Below are 23,576 nucleotides of genomic sequence, written 5' to 3'. Positions count from 1 at the left end.
CTGATACACCTCATTTTTCAGCAAAAAACGGTTGACGTGCCACTTATCACGAAGTAGCAATTTCGGAACAATGTTTCATCCATCGGCAAACGGGCATGAAAGCACCCGTGCCGGAAGCCGAAGAAAGAGCGCCTGGATCAGGCCGCCTGGACCATCGGCTCGTGTGCGATTGCCATCACCTCGTGCGGCGGGAGCGTCTTGTGCCGATGGTCGCTCCAGACCTGGCGCCAGCGGCGCGCACCCGGCAGACCGTTGCGCAAACCCAGCATGTGGCGCGCAATAGACGACCACTGCGTGCCATGCTCGGCGGCCTCGCGGACCATGTAGTCACACATCAGCGACTCGATCTCTTCGCGCGACAAGGTCTGTGGCGCGGCGCCGTAGAACTCGGCGTCCCATTCGGCGAGCCACCAAGGGTTGTGATAGGCCTCGCGCCCGATCATCACGCCGTCGAGCAGCCGCAGGTGTTCGTGCACCTGTGCATTGGTCGAGATGCCGCCGTTGATCGAGAAATTCAGCTCGGGAAACTCATGCTTCAGCCGGTGCACCAACTCGTAGCGCAGCGGCGGGATCTCGCGGTTCTGCTTCGGGCTCAGGCCCTGCAGCCATGCGTTGCGCGCATGCACGATGAAGGTCTGGCAGCCGGCCTCGCTGACCTGGCCGACGAAATCGCGCACGAACTCATAGCTCTCGATCTTGTCGATGCCGATGCGGTGCTTGACCGTGACGGGCACGCTTACCACGTCGACCATCGCCTTCACGCAATCTGCCACCAGTTGCGGCTCGTTCATCAGGCAGGCGCCGAAAGCGCCGCGCTGCACGCGCTCGCTCGGGCAGCCGCAGTTCAGGTTGATTTCGTCGTAGCCCCACTCTTCGCCCAGCTTGGCGCAATGCGCGAGGTCGGCAGGCTCGCTGCCGCCTAGCTGCAGGGCCACGGGATGTTCCTCGTCATTGAAGCGAAGGTGCCGGGGCACATCGCCGTGAATCAGCGCGCCTGTCGTCACCATCTCGGTGTAGAGCAACGCGTGGCGGGACAGCAGGCGGTGGAGGTACCTGCAATGGCGATCGGTCCAGTCCATCATCGGGGCAACGGACAGGCGCATGGCCTCGGTGGCACTGGCTTTCCGAGGGAAATCAAGCGCTGACAAGGACTTAGCGGGGTTCTCTTTCGGTGTCATTCGGCGGTGTTTGGTGCCATTTGTAGGGCCCAACTGGTACATTCTTGGCACAAATTAGACGTGTACCAACGTGAGGGGCCGCATCGGGCAGCATCATTAAACGCAAGCGCGCGGATGCGAGCGTAGCGCACCCCGCATCCGGATTCAGAAGACGGCGTCACTGCCCATACGGTGAATCGCCCGGCTTTCATGGAGGCCGGTTGGTTTAAGTTATGCCGCCTTCTTGCTGAGGAAGTAAGGGCGCATCGCGTCCGTGCAGCGTCGGGCGAATCACGGCTTCCAATTCAAGCCATTGCGTATTGCATGCATGTACTGCAGTGGAGCGAGGTTCTTGAAGCGGCCAAGCGCGAGAACGACGAGTTCTATTCGCTTCGCATGAGCACGGCAATGGAGCCCATCCTCGCGGGAGTGGGCAACGGTGAGCGACTGGTTCAGGTGTACCGACGGACCAACCGTCCGACGGAAGTCAATACCGTAGAGGAGACGGGACATCTTCTGACTGATGCCGCCCAGCGCCCCCATCAAAAACCGGCTCGCTCAACGAGGCCTACAAGTACACCGGAGCTTTGCACGTTCAGAACCTGCGCGGCAACGCCATCGCACCACGTCTGCCGATGGTTTTGGAAGCACGCTTACTGCACCCGCTCCTGCAACCCGATCTTCTTGAAAAACGCATCCACCATCGGCGCCCAGACGCCGACATTCCCCCGCCCCTGGAAAAAGCTGTGCCCCTCGTTGCCATAAGGCGGCACGATTTCCAGGTCGAGGTCCACGCCCTTGGCTTGATAGGCCTCACCCAGGCGCTTCGCAAGCGCGGGGCCGAAGAAGTGATCGTTCTCCGAATAGAACCACAGCATCGGCACGTGGGTGGTGCTGGCGTAGTGGCTAAAGGCCGCGACCAGCTTGCCGTCATAGCAGACATCATCGGGCCCGCGTGAGCCGCGTCCACCTGCAAAGCTGATCGTGCCGACGACGCCTGGCGGGTTCTGGCTGGACAAGGCCAGCACACCAAAGCCACCGGCGGAATGCCCGACCAGCACCACGTGCTTCGCATCGACATAAGGTTGCGCGCGGGCGTACTCGAGCGTGGCGTTGATGTCCTTGGCGGTTTCGAGTCCGGCGCCGATGTAGTCGGGGTTGCCGCAGTTGAAGTAGTTCTCGGCCCACGGCCCGTCGGAGGTGCCATAGCCGCGGCGCAAGGTATTGATCACCACGAAGCCGTGCCGCGCAAAGAGCTGCGCTTGCCAGCCAAGGAAGTTCTTCCATTTCGGAAAATCGTCCGGCGACCGCGGCGTCCCGTGGTTGATCAGCATGAGCGGAAACGGCCCCTCCCCTTCGGGCTTGTATTCAGTGGCGGACAGCTGGATGTGCGAATCGCTGAACACGCCCTTCACCGTCATCGGGATCTTGATTTCCTGCACGGTGATGTCGGCCAGTGCGGGTGTTGGCGCGAATGCTGCAAGCAGCACGGCCGCCATGCACGACACGATGCGCAGAAAGAAGCTGCTTCGGAAATTCATGGGTGTCCTTGTTGAGATTGCATTGCACCCGCAACGATGGCGGGATATGCGAGCGGATGAACGGTGGGGTTCGAGTTCATCTCGAGCATCCAGAGCCGTTCTTCCTTGTCCAGAATGGCATCCACCGTGAACAAGGTTTGGGGCCTGGACTCCGGCGGAATGGCCTCGACCAGGCGGAGGCCAACGGGCCACAACGGAGCCATCCAGCCCTGGCTCGATGCACGGTCGATGCGCATCACCTGCCTGTCCGTGGGCTGCATGAGCATCGAGCCATACCGGAATTCGACAATCTGCCGGACGCCTTTGTCGAGGACCGAATCCATGCTCTTGCCGAAATGGCGCAGAAGCGGCGTGCTGAGCGACAGGATCTTGTCGCGCTCCGCAAGTTTGCTCACGCCCGTCTGATCCGCGCGCGCCAGAATCAGGGTGCGAATGTCCGATACGCCATCGCCCACCACGCTCGGCATGCGGTCGAGTTCGGCGCAAACCGGCTCCTCGCTCCAGTACCAGACCTTGACAAGCCGGCCTTCGACAAACTGCTCGTAGTACTCGCCCGACGCCACGTCGATGGGCGCATCGATGGGGTAGCCGAACGGCCCCCGTATCTGCGCGCCGAAAGAAGATCTTGCTTTCTTGACAATGACTCCGCGCAGCGACGTGTCGCGCACGGACGAATACGATGGCACCGCGATACCCGCGGACTCGGCATGTCTTTTGAAAGCCAGCTTGTCGCTGGCGATGTCCCAGCGCTTGAGCTGATAGGGAAGCCATCCGGCAAACATGAAAGCGTCGTCGGTGAGGACCTTCTGGTACTGCCGCACGCCATCGACCGCGGCAAGGAACTGGGGAAAGAAAACCCAGTGCTCGCCGCCGCGCCGCACCAGCACATTCATCGAATCGAAAGGAAGAATGGCTTCGCCGGCAGAACCTCATTGACTTGAAATTGACCGTAACCCAGCACCATTTCCAGCCCTCCCTGAGCTTTTGCGTAATGGAAACATCTGATTCCAATCGTAAGGAATCAGTAAATTGGCTGTCTGGGAATATTTTTTTCTGCGGTCAGGCGTCGGTCAGACACTCAAATTTTTTTTGAACTTTTATTTTCAAAAAATTCCAATTGAGTATCGAAATAGTGGCTTTGCAGATTTGCCCGACCGTTGGTGCGGCGCAACTGGTTTGAGTTGTCGCCAGTCATCTGCATGAATCATTGCGCCGAGCTCAATCAACGACGGCTGCCAGAGCCGACGAGATGGGTTTACCCGCTCAGCCCGCCACCATCGCGCGATGCACGATCTTCCGCGCGGCAGCCTGCGTGACCGTGCCGCCCAGCGTTCCGTAGTGCGATCCCCATGCGCCCGAAGCAGCGGGGCTGCGCGTGCACATGAACGCATCCACAACCTCCTCGCTGCCGTGGCGCAGAAGCTCCGCGCCCTGGAGCGCCCGTGCAACAGCCTCGGTCATCGGCCGCGCCAGGAACTCATCGTCGATCGCGGCGCGCACCAGCCGCTCGGCATGGCTGACCAGTGCATCGAAGCGGCTGTCCTGCCCTTCCAACGGCTTCAGCTCACCGAACAACGCATCGATGGTGCGCGGGTCCTTGCTCATCGCGCGCCGAACGTCCATGCACATCATGTTGGCGGTCCCCTCCCACACGCTGTTGAGCGGGGATTCGCGGTACACGCGCGCCATCGGCCCCTCTTCGATGAAGCCGTTGCCGCCGTGGCACTGCAGGGCTTCGAAGGCAATGGAGGGCGCGCGCGAGCAGTTGAAGAACTTGGCCGCGGGCGTGGCGATGCGGGCCAGCAGTTTTTCGTGTTCGCTGGCGTTCATCAGGTCGGTGGCCTTGGCCACGCGCAGGGCCATCAGCGTGGCGGCCTCGACCTCCACGGCCATGTCGGCCAGCACATTGACCATCATCGGGCGATCGGCAATCGAAGAGCCGAAGGCGCCACGGGTGGTGGTGTGGCGCAGTGCCAGCGTCAAGCACTGGCGCATCAGCCCGGCCGAGCCCGCCGCGAAATCCAGGCGGGTGAGATGGGCGTGCGAAAGGATCTCGCGGATGCCCTTGCCTTCTGCCCCCACCCGAATAGCGAGCGTTCCGGCGTACTCCACTTCGCTGGACGCGTTCGACTTGTTGCCGCACTTGTCCTTGAGGCGCTGCACGAAGAAGCGGTTGTAGCTGCCGTCGGGCAGCGTGCGCGGCAGGAAGAAGCAGGTGACTTCGCCGTCGACCTTGGCCAGCGTGAAGAAGCCGTCGGACTGGGGCACGGAGCAGAACCACTTGTGGCCGGTCAGTTCGTACCAGTGCGCCGTGGCGCCGTGATAGTCGCTCGTGTGCGAGTAGCGTGCCGTGGTCTGCGTCTGGCGCAGGTCGGAGCCGCCTTGTTTCTCCGTCATGGCATAGCCCACTACCACCGAAGGCTTGTCGCCCACTTCCTTGCGGCTGAACTCGTAGGCCGTGCCCTTTGATTTTTCCGCCCAGATCGCAAGCGCAGGCTCGGCTTCGAAGCCGGCGTGCGAGGCATACGCCATGCCCGTCGGGCAGGCGGTTCCGTGCTCGACCTGGTTCCACAGGTACGACAGCACCGCGCGTGCGAAGTGGCCGTTCTTCTCCTTTGTGCGCCAGGTGAGGTTGGGCACTTCATGCTTCCATGCGAGAGCCATCAGCTCGTGCCAGCTCGGATGAAAGTCGACCCAGTCGATGCGGTTGCCGAAGCGGTCGTGCGTCTTGAGCTCGGGGATGTGGCGATTTGCCAGGCGTGCCAGTTCCTGCACGTCCTCGTCGCCGGCGACAGCGCCCAGTGCTTCGCAGCGCGATGCGGCCCACGGCGCCTCACGCGCGATGGCCGCCCGCAGCACGGCATCACCGCTGAAGGCATTGAAGCCGCTGGCCGGCAGCGCCTGATTGAGGACTTCGTGCGTGCTGTAGCGATCCGCGGGCGCTTCGAGGATTTCCGCGGCAAGGGGCTTGTTCATGAGGGTCTCCGTGAGAGTTTCCGAACCGTGGCGACAGAAGCGGGGGAAGGAACAGCCACACTGGCGCAGGCCAGCCTCGCGATCTGGTCCGCCAGCATGGCCACTTCGCGTTGGTAGCCGTCGGTGTCCTGGTGCTGCTGGCGGCTCAACGGTGACAGCGGGCCGATCAGCCCCTCCATGAACCCGCCCACGATGACGGACGCTGCAATGTCGGGTTGGATGTCGGGCGCCATTTCCCCCGAAGACTGCCCCGACGCGACGATGGCACGTATCACCTCGCTGATCGCCGCCCGGTACACCAGCCGGACCTCGTCGATCTCCTTGTCGCATGGCTCCGCGATCAGCGCATAAGCCAGGCGCGGATTGCGCATGGCCCGCCGCACGAAGGTCGCCACAGCAGAGCGCAAGCGGCCCAGGGCCGTGTCTTCCGCAGCCGCGATGTCGGCCAGCACGTCCACTTCGCGTTGCGACACGGCGGAGAGCACTTCGGCGAAAAGCTCGGCCTTCGAGGGGAAGTAACGGTACACGGTGCCGGTCGCAATGCCGGCCGCGGCGGCAACGCTGGCGACCTGCGCTTCCCTCCAGCCGCCCTCGCTCACCAGGGCGCGGGCGACCTGCAGGATGCGCGTGCGGTTGTCCTGCAGGCGGGCTTCGACGGCGGCGGTTTGTCTGTAGGCCATGAATGAAATGAACCGGGATTCACCAATGATGTGAATCAGAGTTCATTCATTCAATCGGTAAAGACCCGCATCCGGGTTCCCGAGCCATGTAGTTGCCCGGCGTCACGCCGAAGCAGCGGCGGAACCACCGCGAGAAATGCGCCTGGTCCGTGAAGCCGCATTGCGCCGCCACGTCGGCCTGCGCGCTGCCTTCGCGCAGCAGGGCCTTGGCCCGGCCGATGCGGGCAAGCCGCGCATAGTGGGCCGGCGCCATACCCACGGCGACGCGGAACAGGCGATGAAAGTGCTCACGTGACACGCCTAGCCTCGACGCCAGCGCGCCAGGATCGATGCGGCAGGCGTCTTCGGTCTCCAGGGCCGCGCAGATTGCCTCGACGCGTTCGTCGCCCGCACGGCGCTCGACCGGCACCAGCTCGCGGCCGGTCTGTGCGCGCAAGGCCTGCTCCAGCAGCCGCCCGACCCGAACGCCGTCTTCCGACAGCGCAGCGGCAGCGAGCGCATCGGCCGTCTCGGCGTCCTGCCACACGCCCTTCAGCAGTTCGCCCCGCAGTCCAGCAGGCCATCCGAACCGCGCCCCGACCCAGGCGTGCGGCACATACAGCATCACCATGCGAAAGCCCTGCGCACTCACGCCGGCCGTGTGCAGCATGAAGGGCGCCATCAGCACCATATCGCCCGCCTCGGCAATGCACCGCTCGCCTGCGCAGGTGAATTCGCAGCGCCCTTCGAGGATGGCGCCCACGCTCCACTCGGCATGCCAATGGAGTTCGAAGTGCGCCTTGGGGTCGGCCGCGAACATCGCCTCGACCTGCGCGCCGTCCTCCATCGGAAGGCCTATGACATGCGAAGCGGTGGCGGGCGAACTCATCCCGCCAAGGGTAGCGCCGCCGGCGTCGTCATGCCTGCAGCGCACCGCGCACCGTGAGGCCGGTCCAGCCTGCGCTGGCCGCCGTCGCCTCCACCAGCCCGAGCAGCGCGAGCTCTTCCACCGGATGCGCGTGGAAACGCAGGCTCGCGCTGCCCGCCATCCAGCCCGATTCGACGCGGTCGATGATGTCGGCGCGCAAGTAGCGCGGCGTCGCAACGCTGCCCGGCTGCGTCAGGTCGGGCCAGCCGACGGCACCCACGGTAGGCGCCGACAGGAAGCCCAATCGCCGCTCTGCCTTCTCGCCCGACAGCATGACCGAGGCATCGACCAGCCGCCGCTCCTTCACGCTCAGGCTCGCGCCGAGCCGGCTGGCCGCGCTCAGGGGTGCCGCCGCGGGGTGGATCAGCGGCATGCTGCGCGTGAGCCAGGTGCTGCCGATTTTCTTGGGCCAGCCCTGCAGCCAGCCGCGCAGCAGCGAGATGTCTTGGTCGACGTAGATCAGCGGGCAGTAGAAGCGCGCATCGCCGCCCTGCCCGGCGGCGATCTCGAGCACGACGATGGTCTCGCGGTACTGCGCATAGACGGGGTCCAGCAGCTCGCGCCCGTCATCGCCGCACGACTGCCAGTCGGCGAAGTGGACGCACCCCTTGCCGGTGGCCGTGCCGAGCGCCGCAGGCACCAGCGCTGCGCCGCGTGCGGCATCGAACTCGAATGCGACGTTGACCAGCCAGCCGGCGTAATGCCAGGGCGGCGCCTGCACGAGCGCGCTGCGGCCGGAAGAAGTGAAGGGAGGAGTGAAAGAAGGCGTGGAAGACGATGACATGGGGTGCGTGCGAGTTCAAGACCGCCGCACGATAGGCCGCGCTCGCGGCCGCGTCTTGTACGCCAGTGATCCCGCCCGCCTGGCCCGCTACCTCACCTCGGCAAGCGAGCGCTCCAGCGTCTGCGTCAGCTGCTCGACCGTGTACGGCTTGCGCAGCCACGCCGTGCCCTTCATTGCCGTGGCCGGCTCGGCCTGCCCCGTCACGAAGATCACCGGCACCTGATGGTCATGCAGGAGCCGTTCGGCCAGGTCGTGGCCCGACAGCGCGGGCAGGCCTATATCCACCATCACCACGTCGAAAGCGCCATCGAAGAAACGCGCGATCGCGGCCTCGGCGCTCTTCACGCCTGTCGCCCAGTGCCCCAGGGCCTCGAGCAGCTTCAAGGTGGTGGCGAGCGTGTCGGCGTCGTCCTCGACCAGGAGCACCCGGAGCTTTTGTTGTTGTGTTGTCGGCAGCGGTTCTGTTGTCATTGAAATGCATTTTTCCAGACAAATCGCCGCAGCGCAGTTCGTGCGCACCCTTGGGCGCAGAGATCTACGCCAGATAGCGGCCTTGTCTGACTCGGCGTGTCGGCCATACAGGCGCGGGCCGGCCTCGTATCATGCAAAGCCCCGCTCCATTGGCGGCAGTTGCCACACAGGCACGCGCATGAACACACCCGCATCTCCCCTCGACGCCGCCGGACTGCGGCAACTCGCCCTTGCATCCACCCCTGCCGCATCGCCCTGCGCCTGTCGCCTTCAGGACGCTGCCGCCTGGGAAAGCATCACCGAAGAGCGCTGGCCCGAAGCCTTGATGCAGCAGGTCGGCACGCTGCGCGACCCCGATCTGTACGAACCGACCTTCGAGGAATGGCACCCCGGCGGCACGCGCTACGACTCGCCCGATGCGCCGATCTCGGTGACGCACTTTCCGTTCAACCGCTGCAACGTGTACCGCTGCACCGCATGCTCGCTGCTGGTGCTGCGCTACACCGAGTTCGGCGGCTACTACATCGACCACCGCGTGCGGCGCGTCGACGCGGCATTGATCGCCGACTGACTGCGCAGCGGCCCGGCAATGCGCTGCGTGCGCGGCACAATCGCCCGCGTGCAATTCCTCAGACACCGCCTGCCCTTGCTCCTCGCGCTGGTCCTCAGCGTAGCAATGAGCTTCGTGGCGAGCGCCGCGAATGCCGCCGAGCCGGTGCTGCTCGTTACCGCGCCCGCCGCCTTGCGGACGGCCGAGCGCTCCGGTGCCGGCTTCGCGCGCTGGTTCGATGCGGCAACGCCGGCATCGAGCGACGGCGTCGTCACCAACGAGGCGCTGACGCGTTCAGCCGCGTGGCGCGCCATCACCGGCCCGCTGGGCGACAGTCTCGCCGGCATCCAGCGGCGCGACCGGCAAGCCGGCGTCGGCGTTGCGCGTTATCCGCACCGGCTGTTCGACGCGCGCTGGCTGGCGAGCCCCGATGCGTTCTTCGAGCTGGTCGGCGTTGCCAACCGCATGGACCGGCGGCCCTTCCAGAACGGCGCCTGCGGCGAGACGCGGCTGGTGTACCGGCTGGCCTACCGCACCGCCGCGATGCAATCGCGCCTGCCGATGACCGTCAACGTCGAGCTGCGCGGCGGCGCACCCGACGCCGACGGCAGCTGCGCGGCCACGGCCCGCCTCTGGCAGCCGCCGCAGACCGCGACCGGCGACGAAGCGCTGGGCCGCTGGCTGGTGTCGGCCGACGGCCCGCTGGCGCCGAAGCGCCTGGAACACGCGCGCATCTCGCAGGTCACGACCAACCTGCAGAGCGTGCGTTGGCCCTCGGCGGTGCGGCCCGACCTGGGCGGACATGCCGAGTACATGCTGCGCGCCTTCCGCTGGAACGCGGGCACGAAGCGCTACGAGGTGAAGCCGCTGGAGAACACGCCCGATGTCGCGAAGCTCAAGGCCAGCGCGCCGCTGCGCAAGGAACTGCAGCAGTGGCTGCGCCAGCCGGACAACCTGCGCGCGCTCGACGAGGCGACCTTGCAGATTCCCGACAGGTTCCTCGCCACCGAAGCCGTGTCGGTCGCGCCGCGCGGGCTGGAGCGGCTCGCGAACCGCCCCTTCGAACAGGTGTTCGCGCCCGGTGAATGGCAGGCGGTGCCCGGCAGCCGCACGCTGCGATCGCCGCAGGCGCTGCTGCGCCGCCTCGACGACCTGAGCTGCATGGGCTGCCACCAGAGCCGCGCGGTGGCCGGCTTTCACCTGCTGGGCGTGGACCGCCGTGGCGCATCGCGCACCTTCACCACCGGCAATGCACTCGCGGTACCGCACTCGCCCCATGTGCAAGACGAACTGGCGCGGCGCACGGCGTATGTGCGGGCCTCGCTGTCGACGCCCCGGCCCGATCCGTTCCGCCCGCTGGCCGAGCCGCTGGAAGCGAACACCGCCGCCGAGCCCGTGACGGTCGGCGCCCGCTGCGAGCCCACGCGCATCACGCCGTCGGCCAACCCCTGGCTCGACCGCGCCGAGAAGCTGCCGCGCATCTCCTGCGAAGGCGCGGCCTCCGTGTGCGAGAAAACCTCGGTCGGCTTCCCGGGCGGCATGTGCTCGGGCCCGTGCGATCCGAAGGATGCGAACGGCACCTGCGGCGGCATCGCCATCCTGAGCGACTTCAACAGCTGCCTCGCCGCGAAGAAGCCGTTCGGCAAATGCCTGGCCAAACACACGCGCCCCGGCAACCTGCGCAGTTGCTCCGCGCAGCAGCCCTGCCGGGACGACTACATCTGCGCTCAGGCCGAAGGCCAGCCCGAAGGGCGCGGCGCCTGCATTCCGCCCTACTTCCTGTTCCAGATGCGGGTGGACGGGCACTCCTGACGAACGCTGGTCCGTCCGTCCATTCAATAGATCAGGCAGCCGAATCGAGCGCCAGTTGCGTCTGCGTGACGACGGCGCAGCGCTTGCCCTCCGCATCGGCGATCCGTGCGCAGCGGCGGGCGCTCGATGCGCTGCGCGAGAGCGGGCAGCGTTTCCACCCTCTTTTCTTGCTCCCTCTCCCCTCGGGCAAGTCGTCGATGCGATGGGCATAGCACTCTCTGTTTGAGATGGCCGACCGCGAAAAATACCGAATTCAGGGGATGCCTTCAGACACCTCCATTAACAATAATTGACATCCAGAACCCCCTGCACGCCCGTCGGCAGTGGGGTTCTTTTTGTTGAGTCATACAACCATAAAGAGGGGTCAAGATGCTTTTGAGTCAAGCAAGCTCGGTCGCGCGAATCGGCGCCGTGGCCGGTGCGGTCATGTTGGTGGCATCGTGCGGCGGGGGTGGCGGCGGGGGTGGCGGCGGTGGTTTTCTGCCGGTGGTCGCACCGGCGACGGTGCCGCCCGTCGTGAACCATTCCATTGGCGGCACGGTCACCGGCCTCGCCGGCCACCTGGTGCTGCAAAACAATGGCGGCGACGACCTCAAGCTGTCGGCCGATGGCAAGTTCACCTTTGCAACGACCCTGGTCGAGGGCTCGGACTACAAGGTCAGCGTCCGTACGCAACCCCTGTGGCAGTTCTGCACCGTCACCAAGGACACCGGCAAGGCTTCGGCCGACGTGAGCGACGTGACGGTGGCCTGCTCTGCCGCGGCGGCCAAGGTCGAGACGCTTGCCGGCAGCACCGGCACCTCGGGCGCCGCCAACGGCAAGGGTAGCGCCGCATCGTTCTTGCTGCCTTGGGGCATCGCCGTCACCAAGGATGGTGGTCTGCTCATCGGGGACTGGGGAAACAATATCGTGCGCAAGATTTCGCCCGAGGCCGACGTCACTACGTTTGCTGGCAACGGAAACTTCGCGACAGTGAACGGCAACGGCACCAACGCATCGTTCGAAGACCTCGCCAGCCTCACCGTGGATGCAACCGACACCGCCTTCGTCGCGGACGCCCAAGGCCACCGAATCCGCAAGATCACGCCGACGGGCGATGTGACGACGGTGGCGGGCAACGGCACAAACACCACGACCGATGGCAACGGAACCAACGCCACCTTCAACACGCCCGTGTCGGTGGCCGCGGATGCTGCCGGCAATCTGTACGTTCTGGAGTATGGCGGCGCCGTCGTCCGCAAGATCACCCCGGCCGGCGATGTCACCACGCTGGCCGGCAGCAGCCCGCGGGGCTTTGCCGACGGCACGAAAACCGACGCAAAATTCGGGCGCGGCTACAACATTGCCATCGATGCGTCAGGCAACCTCTACGTCGCCGACTCCGAGAACAATCGAATTCGCAGGATCACCCCCGCCGGGGTGGTCACGACATTTGCAGGGACGGGGGCGTCCGGCGCCGTCGATGGACCCGGGGACTCCGCGACTTTCTCCGATCCCCGCGGCATCGCTGTCGATGCGGACGGCAATGTCTACGTGGCCGATTTCGGGAGCAGCCTGTTGCGCAGGATCACACCGGCAAGGGTGGTCTCCACGCTCGCCGGCAAAGAGGGCATCAAGGGTGGGCAAGACGGCATCGGCAAGGCTGCCACGTTCAATCAGCCCCAAGGGCTCACGATCAACGCAGCGGGCACGCTGTATGTCGCCGACACCTTCGGCAATTTGATCCGCAAGGTCACGCCGGTTCAGGCCCCCTGAGGCGCGCTGCGGCGACGTGCGCCGAGCGCGTCGCCGCGTGCAAGAAGCGCGTGCAGGCCACTGCCCTCACTCCCCCTCGTACCACCTGTCCTTCGCCAGCATCACCCGGTGGTGGCCGTGCCCCGCGGGCATCATCGGAAAGCAGTTCTCCTGCGCCGCCACCTCGACGTTGAGGAAGAACGGCCCCTCGCTCGCCAGGGATTCGGCCAGCGCCTCTTCCAGTTCAGCCGGGTCGGTCACGCGGCGCGCGCCCCAGCCGAAGGCCTTGGCAAGCGCCACGAAATCGGGCAGCGCCTCGTTCCAGCTGTGGCTCAGGCGGTTGCCGTGGTTCAGTTCCTGCCACTGGCGCACCATGCCCATGTAGCCGTTGTTGCACAGCACCAGCTTCACCGGCACGCGGTGCTGCACGGCAGTAGACAGCTCCTGGATGTTCATGAGCACCGACGCATCGCCGCTCACGCACACCGTCAGCGCCTCGGGGTGGCCGATCTGCGCCCCGATGGCGGCCGGCAGGCCGTAGCCCATGGTCCCGGCGCCGCCTGAAGTAAGCCAGCGGCGCGGGCTGTCGAAGCGCAGGTATTGCGCGGCCCACATCTGGTGCTGGCCGACATCGGTCGAGACGATCGCGTCGCGCCCGGCAATGGCGCGGTTCAGCGAAGACATCAGCTGCTGCGGCAGGATCGCGTCCTCGCGCGTCTCGAAGGCCAGGCAGTCTTCGGCGCGCCAGCGTTCGATGCGTGCCCACCAAGGCGCCAGCCGCTCGGGGGCAAAGCTCTCTGGCAGCAGCGCCAGCAGGCCTTCGAGGATCGCCGCGCAGTCGCCCACCATCGGCACGTCGACGTGCACCACCTTGTTGATGCTGCCGGGGTCGATGTCGATATGGATCTTGCGTGCATGCGGGCAGAACTCGTCGAGCTTGCCGGTGACCCGGTCGTCGAAGCGCGCGCCGATGCACACCACCAGGTCGGCCTCGTGCATCGCAAGGTTGGCCTCGAGCATGCCGTGCATGCCCAGCATGCCGATGAACTTGGGGTCCGACGCGGGGAAGGCGCCCAGCCCCATCAGCGTGAGCGTGCACGGCGCGTGCAGCAGGTGCACCAGTCGCGTGAAGGCTTCGCAGGCCTCGGGGCCGGAGTTGATGAGCCCGCCGCCGCCGTAGATGACCGGCCGGCGCGCCGTCGACAGCAAATCAGCCGCGCGCTGCATCATGGCCTTGGGCGGCATCGCGGCGCGGCTGGTGCGCAGCGCGCGCAGCGGCGCCGGTTCGGGGGAATGGCTCAGGCGGTTGAGCTGGATGTCCTTCGGCACGTCGAGCAGCACTGGGCCGGGGCGGCCGGTGGTGGCGATCTCGAGTGCGCGCCGCACCAGCGAAGGCACGTCGTCCGCCGAGCGCACCTGGCGGTTCCACTTGGTCACCGAGCGCGACATGCCCAGCGCGTCGCTTTCCTGGAAAGCCTGCGTGCCGATCACCGCGGTCGCCACCTGCCCGCTGATGCACAACACCGGCACCGAGTCGCTCATGGCGTCCAGCAGCCCGGTGATGGTGTTGCCCACGCCGGGGCCGGAGGTGACCAGCACCACGCCCACCCGGCCGGTGCTGCGCGCATAGCCTTCGGCCGCGTGCACCGCCGCCTGCTCGTGGCGCACCAGCACATGGCGCAGCCGCGGCTCGCCATGCAGCGCGTCGTACAGCGGCAGCGCCGCGCCGCCGGGGTAGCCGAAGATGGTGTCGACGCCGCACTCGACCAGCGTGTCGAGCAGGGCTTCGGCACCGTTGCGCACCACGGGGGGCGCCTCGGGGTGGAGGGACAGGGAGGGCGTGAGGGGTAGGTCGAGCAGTCGCATGCCGTCAATTCTTCCGGTTTGAGCGCAAAATATGCTTCTTTCTTTTGGCTCTTTGGACTCGATTCATGAAGATCAATCGGCAAATCATCGGCGACAACGAAGGATCTTTCGACAAGACCGATCTGGCGATCCTCCGCGTGCTGCTGCTGGATTCCCGCAAGACCCTGCAGGAGATCGGCAACGAGGTCGGCCTGTCGCCCACCAGCTGCTGGACGCGCATCAAGAAGCTCGAGGCCACGGGCGTCATCAAGCGCTACACGGTCGACGTCGATCCGGCCAAGCTGGGCTACCACGACTCGGTGATCGTGCAGGTCACGCTGGAGAGCCACACCGATGAAACCCTCTACGACTTCGGCCGCGTGCTCGCGACCATTCCCGAGATCCAGGAGGCCTACCTGGTCTCCGGCGACTACGACTACTACATCCGCATCGCCGTGCGCGACACCCGCGACTACGAACGCCTGCTGCGCGAGAAGCTCTACAAGATCCCCGGTATCCGGCACAGCAAGTCGCACTTCGTGCTGCGCGTGCTGAAGGAGACCAGCGTGCCGGTCATCTGAAGAAGGTGCGAACATCGCGGGGCACTGGAACTCCCCCAAAGGATCTTCGGATGTTCGATTTCTTCAAGAAGAAACCTCCGCCCGCGCCCGCCAAGGAAGCGGGCCCCTCCGTGCCGCCTCCCCTGGCGGGCCGCAACGGGCACCTGGGCGGCATCGAGGCGATCAGGCTGGACGGCACCATGTATTTCTTCGGCTTCGACTTCCGCAGCGACCTCGTGCTGTCGCCGCTCATTGCCGACCCCGCGCTCATGGCCCGCTTTGCCAGCCGCCACATGACGCAGCGCGACGGCACGCACGACGAGGCCTACTGGAGCCAGCTCGTGGGCCATGCCGTCGAAGGCTCGGAGCTGTGCAGCGACGAGCCCGGCCGCACATTCGACAGCCGCGCGCTCGCTGCCACCATCGCAAGCCTGGGCCGCGTACGCCGCGAAGGCACGCCCGAGCCCGGCTTCGGGCTCTCCTACCACTTGCGCTACCTGCTGGGCGCGGCGGGCGGCTGGGAAGTGCCGGAAGAAGCCGGCACCGAGGACGCCGACGTGTGGATCGGCCAGGTCGCGGGCGACGAGCCCGTTGCCGGCAGCACCACGCTGCAGGAAGTGGCCGCGCGGCTGCAGGCGCACCTGAACGCGCTGGTCGAGACCGCGCCCGGCAACTGGGCGACGCTGTTCACCGTGCTCAAGAGCTGAGGAAGCCGGCCGCTCAGAGCCGGATCAGTTCGACCCGCCTGTTCTTCGCGCGCCCCGCCTCGCTGTCGTTCGGCGCCACCGGCTCGGCCGAGCCCGCACCACGGGTCGTGAAACGGCGCGGGTCCACACCGGCTTTCACCAGAACCGCGATCACCGCCAGCGCACGGCGCTTCGAGAGGTCGTCGTTGTGCTTCGCGTCTCCCTGCGCATCGGTGTGGCCCACCACCGAGAGCTTCAGCGGCGGGTTGGCGCGCATGAGCTTGGTCATTTCGTCGAGCGTGGGCTGCGACTCGGGCCTGATGATGTCCTTGTCCAAGTCGAACAGGATGCCGTAGAGGTTGATGCGCCCCGTCTCCGCCAGGCTCTTCTGCATGGCCGTGGCATCGACGAAGACGATCTTGTTGTCCTCCATCGCCTTGGTCTCGACCACACGCACGAAGGCGTGGTTGCCCACGTCGGCGTTGTGCTCGGCCAGCGCGATGCTGGCGTACACGGTGCCCGTGGGTCCGGTCTTCTTCGCGAGCAGGTAGCGGCCGCTCACCGCGAAGTAGTTGCGCGCATAGTCGCCCCGGCTGCCCAGGCGCGGCCATTCGGGGTTGTCGAAGGCCAGCGCAAAGTCGTAGGGCGTGTTCGTGTCCACGCTGTTGGGGCGCGGCCGGTAGCACGACGCATTGGCCGTGCCGCAGGTGAACAGGACCTCGAAGCCCTTGGCCTTGAGGCTGGACTCGTAGTTGCGCTGCACCTCGAGCAGCGAGCGCTCCTTGGGCAAGCGGTAAAGGTAGAGCGTGACCTTGCCCTCGACCTGCAGCAGGTCGGGCTTGCCCCCGCCCCAGTTCTGGAACGGCTCCTTGATGAGGCCGACCTCGTCGTACGCGGCGGCCTTGTAGCCGTCGAGCACCGCGCCCTCGTAGCGGCCGACCAGCGGATGGTCCTTGGCAGGCTCTGCGGCGAACGCGCCGACAACCGGCAACGACAGCAATGCCGCGCAGGCGACGCGCATGAATCGGGCCATGAAAGCAGTCTGAGTCATCGAAGGCGTCGGCAAGAACGGCGATGCACTGCATGCTAGGCAGGGAAGCCGCCGCTGTGCATTCGACGGATGGCCTATGCCGTGGCCGGACCGCGCCGGCCCGGCCTCATTGCCTCAGCGCATCAACGTGTTCGATGGCAAGGTCTCGTCCAGCAGCTTGCGCGCCGTCTCGATGCCCGCCACCGGCAGCAGCTTGGGGTCGAGCAGGCCGACCTGCACCAGCACGCTGGCCTGGTCCCAGTAGATGTGCTCGTGATAGAGCTTGTTGCCGCGGAACTTGATGACGGCCAGCAGCGGCACTTCCACCCGCTTGCCGGTTGGCGCCACGCCCGGCAGCATCCACGGGATCTCGGTGGTGTGGGTGAAGCTGAACAGCAGTTCGTCGACCACCTGGGTGGCGCCGATGGTGCGCGAGATGGAGGTGAGCGCGGTGTCCGGCGGATTGCTGTTGACGAAGTGGTTCGTATAGAACGCGTGCAGGTCCTTGTAGCCCACGCCGCCGGTCATGGTCGGGATGTGGTTGACGTAGGGCTCGGCCACCATGGTGCTCATGGTGTCGTCGACGTTGCGCGTGCCGAACTCGTATTCGCAGTGCTTGTCCCACAGCACCGAGAGGTCGTAGTGCGGGCCGATGGCGTCTTTCAGCGTGGCGATGCTGCGCTCGTGCGCCATGAGCGCCGAGGGCTTGTGGAAATGCTCGCCGCCGGCGCGTGCAAAGGCGTGGTCCATGCCGGGGTAGACATGCAGCTGCACGCCGGGCCGGCCCTTGAGCGCAGCCACGATGCGGTCGCGCGCCTCGGGCGGGCAGAACTTGTCGAGCTCGGCGATGTGCAGGGTCAGCGGGCACTTGATGTTGTCGGCCTCGCCCAGCGCGGCGTCGATGCCCACGCCGTAGTAGCCGACCACCGCGTCGGCGTCGGTGCGGCAGGCGCTGAGGTAGGCGAGCTTGCCGCCAAGGCAGAAGCCCAGCACGCCGACCTTCTTTTCCATTACCTCGGTGCGGGCACGCAGCGCGTCGATGGCGGTCTGCATGTCCTGCATGCCCTTGGCTTCGTCGAAGCCGCCGTACAGGGCAAAGGCACGCTGCCAGTCGGCTTCGCTGTAGCCCAGTTCCACGTCGGGCTCCTGGCGCCAGAACAGGTCGGGCACCAGCACCACGTAGCCTTCCTCGGCGTAGTAGTCGGCCACCTCGCGCATCGTGTGGTTGATGCCGAAGATTTCCTGGGCGATCACGAGGCCGGGGCCGGTGCCCGACTCGGGCAGCGCCAGGTAGCCGCGGAAGGCGCCGCTGCCGTCGGCGGCCTGCATCTGGATGTACTGGCCCGAAGCCTTGGTTTTCTCTTGCATGTGGGTTCTCCGTTCTATTGCAAACATTCCGGGTGCCGCGTCGTCACCTGGTAGTAGCCCGAGTGAAAGACCAGCGGCTCGCCGTCGAAGCGGTCGTAACGCTCGACCTCGCCGATGAAGATGAGGTGATCGCCCCCGTCATACTGCCTGACATTGCGGCAGACGAAGCGCGCAATGACATCGTTGAGCAAGGGCACGCCCGCCGTGCCCTCGCAGCAGTCCACGCCGCCGAACTTGTCGGCCTGCGGCGTCGAGAACTGGCGCGACAGGTGATGCTGGTGCGCCGCCAGCACGTTGATGGCGAAATGGCTGGCGCCCGTGAAGTCCGCCACGCTCGGCGCGTTGCGCGCCAGGCTCCACAGCACCAGCGGCGGATCGAGCGACACCGAAGAGAACGAGTTGGCCGTCATGCCCACGCGGCGCCCGTCGATGGCGCGCGTGGTGATGACGGTCACGCCGGTAGAGAACTGCCCCAGCGCCTTGCGGAAGTCGCGGCGGTCGAAGCGGTCGACCGCGGCCTCGCGCGCCCTGGCCTCCAGGAAGCGATCGGCCTCCACAGCGTCGAACCACCAGGGAGCGAAGGCGCGCGGATCGTCGAAGCCGTTGACCACCGTGCTCGCGACCGCAGGCATGTGCGTCGCGCTCTGCAGCAGCTTGTGCAGGTGCGGCGTGGGCGGCGCGAGAAGGCTGCGGGTCCAGTCGGTAGCCCAGCGGGCATAACCCTCCCAGTAGCGGTCGAAGGTCTGCTGCATCCACGCCGCGTCGAAGGAGGCGTCGGTGTTTTCGAGGATGCGCTGGAGGTAGATGTGAGCGCTCTTGGCCGCGTTGTTCGAGCCCTGCCCGGTGATCGGGTCGTTGAGGACAACCACGTCGGCCAGGCCCAGCACCTTGCGCCCTGACGGCAGCGTGGCCACGGGCTTGCGCACCGTGGGCGCGAAACTGCCGATGAGGATGCCGTTGTCGTCGGCCAGCTCGATGCTCTGGCAACGTTCGGCCTCCCAGGGCAGGAAGGTTTCGAGGATCTGCTTGCTGCGCGCCAGGTGCTCCTGCGGCGTCCTCACGTCGGCCCAGCAGTCCATCGGCCCGCCCGGTATGCCTTCGAACACCATGATCTCGCACGGGCCGCTGGTCGTGAGCGCGGGGAACACGAAGTACTCGCCCACGCCGGGAATCAGGTTGAAGCACACGCGCGAATAAGGCTGCGCCGGCTTCATGCCCTTCACATAGGTCAGCGCCAGCACGCGCTGCGGCGCATCGAACGCGCTGCGTTCGGCATCGCGCTCGAACAGCTTCGCAATCTCGCCCTTGCCGCTGGCCACGACTACCAGCTCATGCGCGCGCGCGCACGCCTCCAGTGCCTCGAGCCCCACGGCCTTCAGCACGAGCCGGCCGCCGCGTTGCTCGAAGGCATTCATCCAGCCGTGGATCTTGACGCGCTGGTCGACCGACTGGGCCGCGCCGTCGAGCCGAGCGCTCCACTCGATGGCCTTGCCGCCCTGCGGGTTGCGCACCGTCATGCCGATGCCTTCCACGCGCGGGCAGTCGCCGGCCCAGAAGTCGAGCCCGAGTTCGCGTTCGGTCTGCAGCGCGGTCTCGAACATGCACTGGCTGGACATGACCGGCCCCTCGAGGATCTCCCGCGCGCTGCGGTTCGAGAAAACCGTCACCTCGTGCCCGGCCGCCTGCAGGCCCAGCGCAAGCTGCATGCCGGACTGGCCGGCGCCGACGATGGCCACGCTTCTTTTCATTGCGTCGTCAGGCCGTGGCGGCGCAGGTTTCGATGTAGCGGTCGGCCTCCACCGGGTCGGCGAACCACGGGAAGAAGGTGCGCGGGTCGTCGAAGCCGTTGGCGAAGGCGCTGGCCAGCGTCGGCATCGCGCCGGCGCTGCCGAGCAGCTTCAGCACATGGGGCGGCGGCGGCGTGAGCAGCATGTTGGTCCACTGCGTGACCCACTGCGAATAGCCGAACCAGTAGCGGTCGAAGGTCTGCTGCATCCACGAGGCATCGGCCGCGCCGTCGCCGCGCGCGAGGATGCTCTTGAGGTACACGTCGGCGCACTTGGCCGCGTTGTTCGAGCCCTGGCCGGTGATCGGGTCGTTGAGCACCACCACGTCGGCCAGGCCCAGCACCTTGCGCCCTGACGGCAGCGTGGCGATGGGCTTGCGCACCGCGGGCGCGAAGCGGCCGGCGAGGATGCCGTTGTCGTCGGTCAGCTCGATGTCCTTGCAGCGCTCGGCTTCCCAGGGCGTGAAGGTGTCGAGGATCCACTTGCTGCGCGCCAGGTGTTCCTGCGGCGTCTTCACGTCGGCCCAGCAGTCCATCGGCCCGCCTGGAATGCCTTCGAACACCATGATCTCGCACGGCCCGCTGGTCGTGAGCGCAGGGAACACGAAGTACTCGCCCACGCCGGGAATCAGGTTGAAGCAAACGGCAGAGAACGGTTCGCGCGGCTTCATGCCTTTCACGTAGGTCAGCGCCAGTGCGCGCTGCGGCTTGTCGAAGGTGGACTTGTGGGCGTCGCGCTCGAAGAGCTTCGAGATCTCGCCCTTGCCGCTCGCTACCAGCGTGAGGTCATGCGTTTGCGTGCAGGTTTCGAGTTCGTCGATGCCTGCGTCCTTGAAGACCAGCTCGCCGCCCTTCTTCTGGAACTCGGCCATCCATGCCGGGATCTTCACGCGCTGGTCGACCGACTGCGCGCTCGAGTTCAGCCGGGCCGTCCAGTCGATGGCCTTGGCGCCCTTCTGCTCGGGGTGCGGCACGGCCAGGCCGATGCCGTCGACCGTGGGGCACTCCTTGGCCCAGTGGTCGAGCCCGAGGTCTCGCTCGATCTGCAGCGAGGTGTGGAACATGCACTGGCTCGACATCACCTTGCCGTTGCGTATGTCGTCTGCCGTGCGGTTGCTGAACATCGTGACTTCGTAGCCCGCGCCCAGCAGGCCGAGCCCCAGTTGCAGGCCCGACTGGCCCGCGCCGACGATTGCGATTCGCTTCATTGCCTTGCTCCTTGCTTGCTTGTTCGGTTGCTTGGATCAGTCCATCAACTTGGGAATGGCCGGCACGGCCTGCTCGGGGCCCATGGCCGCGTAGCCGCCGTCCACTGCGTAGTCGGCGCCGGTCACGAAGCTCGCGTGGTCCGAGCACAGGAACAGCACCACCTGCGCCACCTCGTCGGGGTCGCCCACGCGGCCGAGCAGGTGGAAAGGCGCGGCCACGCGGTCGGTCTTGGCACGATCGCCGTTGCTCAGGCGGTCCATCACGGCCGACCACGTCCAGCCCGGCGACACGCTGTTCACCCGGATGCGGTCGCCCGCCAGGTCCATCGCCATGTTGCGGGTGAGCTGCGCCATCGCGGCCTTGCTGACCGGGTACAGCCAGCGCCCGGTCTGCGCCACGCGCGACGAGATGCTCGTGAAATTGACCACCGCCCCGCCGCCGGCCTCGACCATGTGCGGATGCACCGCCTGCAGCATCGCCACCGCGCTGGCCACGTTCACGTTGAACGAGGTGAGCCAGTCGGCGCGCGGCGACTTGAAGCCGTCGTCCACATAGGAGCACGCGAGGTTCACCAGAAAATGCACGCCGCCGTGCCGCTGCGCGGCCTGGGCCACGCATGCCGCCACCTGGGCGTCGTCGGTGATGTCGGTGTGCGCGAAGAGCGCGCCGGCGCCCAGCGAATCCGCCAGCGCCTGTCCGTTGGCGGCGTCGATGTCGGCGATGGTCACCTTCACCCCGGCTGCGTGCAGCGCGCGCACCACGCCGGCTCCTATCAATGTGGCACCGCCGGTGACGATGGCGCTCTTGCCTTCGAGTCCCTTGAACATGACGCTGGCTCTCCTCTTGGTGGATCGACCGGGCCGGGCTGGCCCGTGGGGTCGTACGTTAGGAGGTCGGAGCGCGCGAACGCATCCCGCAAGCGCAGGCGCTGTCCCTGCCGCGCATGTTTTTGACGAGGGGCGATCCGAATTGTGGGCGGGGATGGTTTTTGCTACGGTGCCCCAGCCCCATGGAAACCGCCGCCACGACCCCACGGCTGCCGCTGCAGCGCTACCGACTGTTCGAAAGCCACGACATGGACGAGGCGCGCGAAAGCGTGGCCCGCGTGTTCTGCCCGCACGGCCTGACCATGCTGCGGCCGCGCACCGAACTGGACGCCTGCCACCACAGCGCGCGCCTGCACCGGGACGTGAGCCTCAACTATGTGCAGTACGGCCCGGGCGTGCAGATCGACCCGGGCTATCTGCAAGACTTCTTCCTGCTGCAGATTCCGCTGCGCGGCGGCGCGGACATCCGCTGCGGCGCGCAGCAGGTCGAAGCCACGCCCAGCCTCGCCTCGCTGCCGTCGCCGACCGAACAGCTCTCGATGCGCTGGGCCAACGACAGTCCGCACCTGATCGTGCGGCTGGCCCGTCCGGCGCTGCAGTCGCGGCTCGAGGCGCTGCTGCAAGCGCCGGTGCGGCAGGCGCTGGTGTTCGAGCTCGGCGTGCCGCTCGACAACCCCGCGCTGGCGCCGCTGGTGCATTTTATCGACTACCTGCGGCTCACGCTCGACGCCGGCAACTCTCTGCAGGCCGGCGGCAATCGCCTGGCCGAGCATGCAGAGGCCTACCTGATGGCGAGCCTGCTGATGTCGGCGCGGCACAACCACTCGGGTGCCCTGGCCGGCGACGCGCAGCGCGGCCTGATGCCGCGCGTGGTCCGCAAGGCGCAGGAGTTCATGGCTGCGCACGCCGAGCAGCCGGTGTCGCTGGCCGACGTGTGCCGCGAGGTCGGCTGCAGTGCGCGGGCGTTGCAACTGGCGTTTCGCCAGCATGCGGGCCAGGGGCCGATGGAGTTCCTGAGGGAACTCAGGCTCGACAGGGTGCGGGCCGACCTGCTGGCGGCGGCGCAGCGCAACGACGGTGGCGGCGTGCGCGAGACGGCGGAGAAATACGGCTTTCTTCACCTCGGTCATTTCGCGGCGCAGTACCGCGCCCGCTTCGGCGAAAAGCCCTCCGAGACGCTAGCGCATAGGGCTTGCGGCGGCGAAATCAAGACACTATGAGAATAGTTCTTATTTGATTCAGGGCGTCGAATCGGCTATTCGTTCGAGGCGGCCGACCTGGCTCAAGACGTATCCGCGCGGCTCACCACCGCGCCACGCCGCCTCGACAGCATGACCGTTTCAAACGTTTCTCCTTCCCGCATCGCCTGGCGCATTGCCGCCGGCATGCTCGGCGGCTACGCCTTCACCTGGGGTTTCATCGCCCTGGCCATCGGCCTGCTGTTCGCGGCCCGCATGGAATTCCACGACGCCGAAGCGCTGGGCTACATCGTCGGCTTCATCGTCTTCCTGGTCGCGTTCCTCTGGGCGTTCTCGGCACACAGCCTGGCGCGCGTGTGGCTGGTGCTGGCCGGCGGCGGCGCGCTCATGGCTGGTGCCGCCTGGCTGGTGCAGCGCGCGCTGCTCTGATTGTTGGCGCGCACGCGCAAGGAGA

The 23,576-nt window shown here is 66.5% G+C and carries 21 protein-coding genes and 1 pseudogene; 7 read left to right on the top strand and 15 right to left on the bottom strand.

The features are described 5' to 3' along the window. Positions 1–137 precede the first annotated feature (137 nt). From dusA to ACWV14_RS14055, 8 genes are all read right to left on the bottom strand, one after another. Complete coding sequence (dusA, locus tag ACWV14_RS14090) at positions 138–1,103, bottom strand: tRNA dihydrouridine(20/20a) synthase DusA (protein WP_454909180.1); 966 nt, start codon at positions 1,101–1,103, stop codon at positions 138–140. Between the two features lie 707 nt (positions 1,104–1,810). Continuing rightward, positions 1,811–2,656: an alpha/beta hydrolase family protein gene (locus tag ACWV14_RS14085; RefSeq protein WP_454909179.1), complete on the bottom strand. Its 846-nt coding sequence runs from the start codon at positions 2,654–2,656 to the stop codon at positions 1,811–1,813. A gap of 38 nt (positions 2,657–2,694) precedes the next feature. Next, positions 2,695–3,591, bottom strand: a complete 897-nt coding sequence (locus ACWV14_RS14080) for a hypothetical protein (RefSeq protein ID WP_454909178.1) — start codon at positions 3,589–3,591, stop codon at positions 2,695–2,697. Positions 3,592–3,961: 370 nt separating this feature from the next. Then, entirely contained in the window at positions 3,962–5,674 is a 1,713-nt protein-coding gene (locus tag ACWV14_RS14075) for an acyl-CoA dehydrogenase family protein (protein ID WP_454909177.1), read from the bottom strand. Beyond that, entirely contained in the window at positions 5,671–6,354 is a 684-nt protein-coding gene (locus ACWV14_RS14070) for a TetR/AcrR family transcriptional regulator (RefSeq protein ID WP_454909176.1), read from the bottom strand. The genes ACWV14_RS14075 and ACWV14_RS14070 overlap by 4 nt, the downstream gene beginning before the upstream one ends. A gap of 46 nt (positions 6,355–6,400) precedes the next feature. Then, positions 6,401–7,180 (bottom strand): AraC family transcriptional regulator, encoded by a 780-nt coding sequence (locus ACWV14_RS14065; protein WP_454909175.1) that lies wholly within the window; start codon positions 7,178–7,180, stop codon positions 6,401–6,403. A 70-nt stretch (positions 7,181–7,250) separates the two neighbouring features. Beyond that, a complete protein-coding gene (locus tag ACWV14_RS14060) occupies positions 7,251–8,045 on the bottom strand; it encodes an acetoacetate decarboxylase family protein (protein WP_454909174.1) in 795 nt (264 codons plus the stop codon). A gap of 87 nt (positions 8,046–8,132) precedes the next feature. Then, complete coding sequence (locus ACWV14_RS14055; protein WP_454909173.1) at positions 8,133–8,516, bottom strand: response regulator; 384 nt, start codon at positions 8,514–8,516, stop codon at positions 8,133–8,135. A 178-nt stretch (positions 8,517–8,694) separates the two neighbouring features. Here ACWV14_RS14055 and ACWV14_RS14050 point away from each other — a divergent pair, with 178 nt between their 5' ends. From ACWV14_RS14050 to ACWV14_RS14040, 3 genes are all read left to right on the top strand, one after another. Then, positions 8,695–9,087 carry a hypothetical protein gene (locus ACWV14_RS14050; RefSeq protein ID WP_454909172.1) on the top strand — a complete coding sequence of 131 codons (393 nt, stop codon included), beginning with the start codon at positions 8,695–8,697 and terminating at the stop codon, positions 9,085–9,087. A gap of 48 nt (positions 9,088–9,135) precedes the next feature. Next, a complete protein-coding gene (locus ACWV14_RS14045) occupies positions 9,136–10,878 on the top strand; it encodes a hypothetical protein (protein WP_454909171.1) in 1,743 nt (580 codons plus the stop codon). Positions 10,879–11,247: 369 nt separating this feature from the next. After that, positions 11,248–12,633, top strand: a complete 1,386-nt coding sequence (locus tag ACWV14_RS14040; RefSeq protein ID WP_454909170.1) for an NHL repeat-containing protein — start codon at positions 11,248–11,250, stop codon at positions 12,631–12,633. Between the two features lie 66 nt (positions 12,634–12,699). Here ACWV14_RS14040 and ilvB read toward each other — a convergent pair whose 3' ends face one another. Further along, complete coding sequence (gene ilvB / locus ACWV14_RS14035) at positions 12,700–14,478, bottom strand: biosynthetic-type acetolactate synthase large subunit (protein ID WP_454909169.1); 1,779 nt, start codon at positions 14,476–14,478, stop codon at positions 12,700–12,702. 65 nt (positions 14,479–14,543) lie between these two features. Here ilvB and ACWV14_RS14030 point away from each other — a divergent pair, with 65 nt between their 5' ends. After that, the gene (locus tag ACWV14_RS14030; RefSeq protein WP_172839876.1) at positions 14,544–15,038 is read left to right on the top strand and encodes an Lrp/AsnC family transcriptional regulator; all 495 of its coding nucleotides are present in this window, start codon (positions 14,544–14,546) and stop codon (positions 15,036–15,038) included. 50 nt (positions 15,039–15,088) lie between these two features. After that, positions 15,089–15,724 (top strand): hypothetical protein, encoded by a 636-nt coding sequence (locus tag ACWV14_RS14025; protein ID WP_454909168.1) that lies wholly within the window; start codon positions 15,089–15,091, stop codon positions 15,722–15,724. Between the two features lie 13 nt (positions 15,725–15,737). Here the strand turns inward: ACWV14_RS14025 and ACWV14_RS14020 are convergent, their stop codons facing one another. The 6 genes and pseudogenes from ACWV14_RS14020 to ACWV14_RS13995 form a co-directional block, all read right to left on the bottom strand. After that, positions 15,738–16,736, bottom strand: coding sequence for an OmpA family protein (locus ACWV14_RS14020; RefSeq protein WP_454909167.1), 999 nt, complete (start codon positions 16,734–16,736; stop codon positions 15,738–15,740). A 132-nt stretch (positions 16,737–16,868) separates the two neighbouring features. Further along, positions 16,869–18,101, bottom strand: a complete 1,233-nt coding sequence (locus ACWV14_RS14015; protein ID WP_454909166.1) for a dienelactone hydrolase family protein — start codon at positions 18,099–18,101, stop codon at positions 16,869–16,871. 14 nt (positions 18,102–18,115) lie between these two features. Then, on the bottom strand, positions 18,116–18,640 hold the full coding sequence (locus tag ACWV14_RS14010; protein WP_235507990.1) for a flavin reductase family protein: 525 nt from the start codon (positions 18,638–18,640) through the stop codon (positions 18,116–18,118). Beyond that, positions 18,614–19,849: pseudogene (locus tag ACWV14_RS14005) on the bottom strand (styrene monooxygenase/indole monooxygenase family protein); the annotation flags it as partial. The gene ACWV14_RS14010 and the pseudogene ACWV14_RS14005, both read right to left, overlap by 27 nt. A gap of 7 nt (positions 19,850–19,856) precedes the next feature. Further along, positions 19,857–21,095, bottom strand: coding sequence for a styrene monooxygenase/indole monooxygenase family protein (locus ACWV14_RS14000; protein ID WP_454909165.1), 1,239 nt, complete (start codon positions 21,093–21,095; stop codon positions 19,857–19,859). Between the two features lie 36 nt (positions 21,096–21,131). Then, on the bottom strand, positions 21,132–21,923 hold the full coding sequence (locus ACWV14_RS13995) for an SDR family oxidoreductase (protein WP_454909164.1): 792 nt from the start codon (positions 21,921–21,923) through the stop codon (positions 21,132–21,134). Between the two features lie 182 nt (positions 21,924–22,105). Here ACWV14_RS13995 and ACWV14_RS13990 point away from each other — a divergent pair, with 182 nt between their 5' ends. Then, positions 22,106–23,143: an AraC family transcriptional regulator gene (locus ACWV14_RS13990; RefSeq protein WP_454909163.1), complete on the top strand. Its 1,038-nt coding sequence runs from the start codon at positions 22,106–22,108 to the stop codon at positions 23,141–23,143. Between the two features lie 111 nt (positions 23,144–23,254). After that, the gene (locus ACWV14_RS13985) at positions 23,255–23,551 is read left to right on the top strand and encodes an iron uptake protein (RefSeq protein ID WP_454909162.1); all 297 of its coding nucleotides are present in this window, start codon (positions 23,255–23,257) and stop codon (positions 23,549–23,551) included. Positions 23,552–23,576: the final 25 nt, after the last annotated feature.

This window comes from Variovorax durovernensis (genome assembly GCF_977011995.1).
The sequence above is the reverse complement of the archived record's forward strand: the minus strand, read 5'-3'. Positions and strand labels throughout refer to the sequence as shown.

What these genes read in the sequence shown, in the direction of transcription:
- ACWV14_RS14050 (WP_454909172.1), top strand. Translation starts at nt 8,695, where the DNA reads ATGAACACACCCGCATCTCCCCTCGACGCCGCCGGACTGCGGCAACTC.
- ACWV14_RS14000 (WP_454909165.1), bottom strand. Translation starts at nt 21,095, where the DNA reads ATGAAGCGAATCGCAATCGTCGGCGCGGGCCAGTCGGGCCTGCAACTG.
- ACWV14_RS14020 (WP_454909167.1), bottom strand. Translation starts at nt 16,736, where the DNA reads ATGGCCCGATTCATGCGCGTCGCCTGCGCGGCATTGCTGTCGTTGCCG.
- ACWV14_RS14075 (WP_454909177.1), bottom strand. Translation starts at nt 5,674, where the DNA reads ATGAACAAGCCCCTTGCCGCGGAAATCCTCGAAGCGCCCGCGGATCGC.
- ACWV14_RS14060 (WP_454909174.1), bottom strand. Translation starts at nt 8,045, where the DNA reads ATGTCATCGTCTTCCACGCCTTCTTTCACTCCTCCCTTCACTTCTTCC.
- dusA (WP_454909180.1), bottom strand. Translation starts at nt 1,103, where the DNA reads ATGCGCCTGTCCGTTGCCCCGATGATGGACTGGACCGATCGCCATTGC.
- ACWV14_RS14025 (WP_454909168.1), top strand. Translation starts at nt 15,089, where the DNA reads ATGTTCGATTTCTTCAAGAAGAAACCTCCGCCCGCGCCCGCCAAGGAA.
- ACWV14_RS14040 (WP_454909170.1), top strand. Translation starts at nt 11,248, where the DNA reads ATGCTTTTGAGTCAAGCAAGCTCGGTCGCGCGAATCGGCGCCGTGGCC.
- ilvB (WP_454909169.1), bottom strand. Translation starts at nt 14,478, where the DNA reads ATGCGACTGCTCGACCTACCCCTCACGCCCTCCCTGTCCCTCCACCCC.
- ACWV14_RS14030 (WP_172839876.1), top strand. Translation starts at nt 14,544, where the DNA reads ATGAAGATCAATCGGCAAATCATCGGCGACAACGAAGGATCTTTCGAC.
- ACWV14_RS14080 (WP_454909178.1), bottom strand. Translation starts at nt 3,591, where the DNA reads ATGAATGTGCTGGTGCGGCGCGGCGGCGAGCACTGGGTTTTCTTTCCC.
- ACWV14_RS14070 (WP_454909176.1), bottom strand. Translation starts at nt 6,354, where the DNA reads ATGGCCTACAGACAAACCGCCGCCGTCGAAGCCCGCCTGCAGGACAAC.
- ACWV14_RS13990 (WP_454909163.1), top strand. Translation starts at nt 22,106, where the DNA reads ATGGAAACCGCCGCCACGACCCCACGGCTGCCGCTGCAGCGCTACCGA.
- ACWV14_RS14085 (WP_454909179.1), bottom strand. Translation starts at nt 2,656, where the DNA reads ATGGCGGCCGTGCTGCTTGCAGCATTCGCGCCAACACCCGCACTGGCC.
- ACWV14_RS13985 (WP_454909162.1), top strand. Translation starts at nt 23,255, where the DNA reads ATGACCGTTTCAAACGTTTCTCCTTCCCGCATCGCCTGGCGCATTGCC.
- ACWV14_RS14055 (WP_454909173.1), bottom strand. Translation starts at nt 8,516, where the DNA reads ATGACAACAGAACCGCTGCCGACAACACAACAACAAAAGCTCCGGGTG.
- ACWV14_RS14015 (WP_454909166.1), bottom strand. Translation starts at nt 18,101, where the DNA reads ATGCAAGAGAAAACCAAGGCTTCGGGCCAGTACATCCAGATGCAGGCC.
- ACWV14_RS13995 (WP_454909164.1), bottom strand. Translation starts at nt 21,923, where the DNA reads ATGTTCAAGGGACTCGAAGGCAAGAGCGCCATCGTCACCGGCGGTGCC.
- ACWV14_RS14065 (WP_454909175.1), bottom strand. Translation starts at nt 7,180, where the DNA reads ATGGAGGACGGCGCGCAGGTCGAGGCGATGTTCGCGGCCGACCCCAAG.